The sequence below is a fragment of the Cellulomonas septica genome, assembly GCF_012396155.1.
GTDB classification, from domain to species: Bacteria; Actinomycetota; Actinomycetes; order Actinomycetales; family Cellulomonadaceae; genus Cellulomonas; species Cellulomonas septica.
In genome coordinates, this window is sequence record NZ_JAAXOY010000331.1 from 1 (window position 1) to 3931 (window position 3931).

The following is a 3931-nucleotide window of genomic DNA, read 5'->3' on the forward strand; positions in this document are numbered from 1 at the left end:
GACGACGCCCCGGCGACGCGGGTCGTGCGGTGCACGCGCCCGGTCGCCTGCTGGCACCCGCGAGGTCACGGCGTGACGGTGACCGGCTGCCCCCCGAAGGTGAGACGCCAGTCCGGGTTGGTCGAGCTGAACGTCGCCGGGTCGATGACCTGCTGCTCGGTGACCCAGTCGATGAGCAGCTGGCGGATCTCGACCTGCCGGTTCACGAGCACGGGCGCGCTCGTGACCCCCGGGAAGCTGCCGCCGCCCGACTGCCGGTAGTTGTTGATCGCGACCACGAACTGCTGATCGTCCGCGACCGGTGCGCCGTCGTACGCGAGGCCCGTGACGCGGCTGCCCACGGGCTGCCCGAGGTCGATGTCGTACGTGAGGGGCGCGTCCAGCCCGCTCATGACGTCGTAGTTGTAGTCGGGCGTGCCGTTCGGTGCGGTCGCCGTGGGGGCGTTGGTCAGGTCCGCGGACGCGTACGTGCCCGCGGCGGTGACCGGCTTGAAGTACTCCGCCGACTTCTCGAGGTACGCCTTCACCTGCGCACCCGTGAGCCGGATGCCCACCAGGGTGTTGTCGTAGATGTACAGCCCCGCGACGTCGCGGACCGACACCTCGCCGGCGGGGATCGCGGCCTCGCGGTTGAACGGCGCGGCGATCGACAGCACCGGGAGGTCGGCGTCGGCCCCCGTCAGCTCGGCCTGCACGGCCTGCGCCTGGACGTGGTTGATGAAGTCGAGCGCCGCGGTGTCCTCGTAGCGTGCGGTCGCCGCGGACATCGCCTCGGTCGACGTGCCGATCACGCTGTTGACGTAGTCGACGACCGTGGCGTGCTCGTCGGCCAGCAGGTCGACGATCTCGGGGTCCTCCGGGACGGTGCTCGCGTTCAGCACGTCCGCCTCGACGCCGTCGACCGTCCACGACCCGCGGTGGAACGTGAGGTCCACGTCGAAGGTCGACAGGCGCATGCCCCAGCGCAGCGGCTCGGACAGCACGACCGGCTTGCCCGTCGCGGTGTTCGTGACGACCCGCTCGGGGATCTCCTGGTGCGCGTGCCCGACGAGGATCGCGTCGATGCCCGGGACCTGCTGCGCGACCAGCGTCGCGGCGTTCTCCGGGAACGGCAGCGCGTCCCCGTACGACGACGACGTGTCCGCGCCCGAGTGCGCCGAGACGATCACGACGTCCGCACCCTTGCGGCGCATCTCCGGGACGTAGCGCTGCGCGGTCTCGACGAGCCCGCCGAACTGCATCTGGCCCTCGACGTTCGCCTTGTCCCAGATCGCGATGCCCGGGTTGGTCAGGCCGAGGATGCCGACCCGCACGGGCTTGCCGCCCCGCGGGTGCAGGGTCTCGATGACGTAGGGCGCGAACGCCGGCTTCCCGGTGCGCGTCGACGTCGCGTTCGCGCCGAGCAGCGGGAAGTCGAGCTGCCGCTGGAACGTGCGCAGCAGCGGGATGCCGTAGTTGAACTCGTGGTTGCCGAGCGCCGCCGCGTCGTACCCGATCGCGTTCATCGCGGCGGCCATCGGGTGCACGCCGCCCTCCGTGATCGGCTCGACCTTCGCGTAGTAGTACGCGAGCGACGTGCCCTGGATCGTGTCGCCGGCGTCGACCAGCAGCGTGTTGCGCGCGCCGCGGTCCGCGCGCACCTGGTCGACGAGCGTCGAGATCTTCGCCAGGCCCACGTCGTTGTGCGCGCTGTCGTCGTACTCGGCGTCCTTGAAGTAGTCCCAGTTGAGGACGTTGCCGTGCAGGTCGCTCGTGCCCATGACGGTGAACGAGTAGCTGCGGTCGTGGCCGCGGCCGTGGTCGGCGGTGTCGCCCGCGGTCGCGGGCGTCGCGAGGGCGAGCGCGAGCGCGGTGGCCGCGGTGACCACGGCGACGCGTCGGCGGGTGCGCCGTGGGGTGGGGGAGCGCATGGGCGGAGACCTCCTGGGGTGTGGCGGTTCGCACCGGTCGGTGACGCGGCGCACCGTACTCCGACCGGGTGACAGTCACACGTCGGGCGGACGGCCGACGGTGACCGCCAGGCGTCGCGGCGGTGACGTGTACTCACGTCGCGCGGGCACGCCCCGCGAGCCGTAGCGTCGAGGGCTCCGCACCACCGACGCACCAGGAGGACCTCGATGGCTCCGTTCGGCCGCCGCTCGCGGGAGCACCCCGGCACCCGCGACACCGACCGGCACGAGGTCGCGCCGTCCCGCCCGGTGCGCGGCGCGTCGGGCCTCTGGTCCGACGGCGTCGGCCGCGCCGGGACGCGCTCCCTGCAGGTGCTCGCGATCATCGCCCTGCTCACCGTGCTCGTGTTCGCGGTGACGCGCCTGACGCTCGTCGTCATCCCCGTGCTCATCGCGCTCGTCCTGGCGGCGGCCATCTCGCCGCTCGTCTCGTTCCTGCGGCGCAAGGGCCTGCCGTCGCTCGCGGCGACCTGGATCGCGCTCGTCGCGCTCGTCGCGCTGCTGGGCCTCATCCTCTGGCTCGTCGTGCGCGCGGTCGTGAACCAGTGGGACGAGTTGCGCGACCAGGCGCTCGACGGCTTCGACGAGCTCCAGGCCTACGTCGAAGGGCTGCCGTTCGACATCACCGAGGAGCAGATCCAGTCGGTGCGCGACTCCGTCACGGGCCTGCTGCAGTCCGACGCGGTCAGCGCGGGCGCGGTGGCGGGCGTCTCGCAGACCGTCGACTTCGTCGCCGGCTTCTTCATCATGGTCGTCGTCCTGTTCTTCTTCCTCAAGGACGGCCCGAAGATCTGGGAGTTCCTGCTCCGGCCCTTCGACGGCCACCGGTACGAGCGTGGCCGGCGCATCGGCGTCACGACCGTCAGCACGCTGGGCGGCTACATCCGCGGGACGGCGATCGTCGCCGCCGTCGACGCCGTCGCGATCGGCATCGGCCTCGCGATCGTCGGCGTGCCCCTCGTGATCCCGCTGTCGGTCCTCGTCTTCCTGCTCGCGTTCATCCCGCTGGTCGGCGCGACGCTCGCCGGCATCCTCTCCGCGCTCGTCGCCCTGGTGGCGGTCGGGCCCGTCGAGGCGCTCATCGTCGTCGCGATCGTCGTCGTCGTGAACCAGGTCGAGGGCGACTTCCTCCAGCCGATCGTCATGGGCCGTGCGCTGCAGCTCCACCCGCTCGTCATCCTGTTCGCCCTGACCGCCGGCACGGTGCTCGCCGGGCTCACCGGCGCCGTCCTGGCCGTGCCGATCGCCGCCTCGATCTGGCGGGCGGTGCAGGTGTGGGACGGCCCGGACCTGCCGGCACGGTTCGCCCGGCCCAAGAAGCGGGACGCGCTCGCGGCGAGCACGACCGTCGTGAAGCCCGCGTCGCGCGCATGACGGCCCGCACGGCACGTCAGCCGTGCGCGCCCGTCGGCACCGGAGCGCCCGCCCGCTCCCGTCAGACGGCGGACGCGCCCGCGGGGGAGACGGGGCGCGCGTCGAGCGCGACCCGCCGCGCGCCCGGCCCCCGACGTTCGTAGAGTGGCGGCCTCATGGCACCTCCCGACGCTCCACGACGGGCGCGGGCGCGGCAGGCCCTGTCGTCCTTGCGCCGCGAGCTCCTGACCGTCGGGCCGCACGGCCACGCGCACTGGCCCGCGATCCGCGTCGGCCTCAGCGTCATCCTCCCCCTCGTGACGTGCCTCGCGCTCGGGCACCCCGGGTGGACGCCCTTCGCGACGTTCGGGGCGATGTGCTCGGTGTACGGCAAGCAGCTCGACTACGCCGCGCGTGCGCGCGTGCAGGCGGGGACCGGGCTCGCGCTCGTCGCCGCGGTCGTCGCCGGCACCGCCGCCGGGGTCGTCGCGCCCGGCTCCCTCCTGGCCGTCGTCACGATGGCCGTGTTCTCCGCCGTCGGCTGTGTCCTCGCCCGGGTCCTCGGCTGGTCGCCCGGCCCGTCGCTGTTCCTCGTCTTCGCGGTCGGGACCCTGTCGTCGTACGCGCAC

General features: G+C 72.9%; 2 protein-coding genes and 1 pseudogene. 2 read left to right on the forward strand and 1 reads right to left on the reverse strand.

Annotated elements, in window-relative coordinates; genetic code table 11:
• Window positions 1-65 precede the first annotated feature (65 nt).
• On the reverse strand, window positions 66-1910 hold the full coding sequence (locus tag HGA02_RS12610; RefSeq protein WP_168679307.1) for a bifunctional metallophosphatase/5'-nucleotidase: 1845 nt from the start codon (window positions 1908-1910) through the stop codon (window positions 66-68).
• A gap of 207 nt (window positions 1911-2117) precedes the next feature.
• Here HGA02_RS12610 and HGA02_RS12615 point away from each other — a divergent pair, with 207 nt between their 5' ends.
• Window positions 2118-3323, forward strand: a complete 1206-nt coding sequence (locus HGA02_RS12615; RefSeq protein WP_168679308.1) for an AI-2E family transporter — start codon at window positions 2118-2120, stop codon at window positions 3321-3323.
• Between the two features lie 155 nt (window positions 3324-3478).
• A pseudogene (locus HGA02_RS12620) lies at window positions 3479-3931 on the forward strand (hypothetical protein); the annotation flags it as partial.

Coding starts and splice junctions, on each gene's coding strand:
- HGA02_RS12610 (WP_168679307.1), bottom strand. CDS start 1,910: ATGCGCTCCCCCACCCCACGGCGCACCCGCCGACGCGTCGCCGTGGTC.
- HGA02_RS12615 (WP_168679308.1), top strand. CDS start 2,118: ATGGCTCCGTTCGGCCGCCGCTCGCGGGAGCACCCCGGCACCCGCGAC.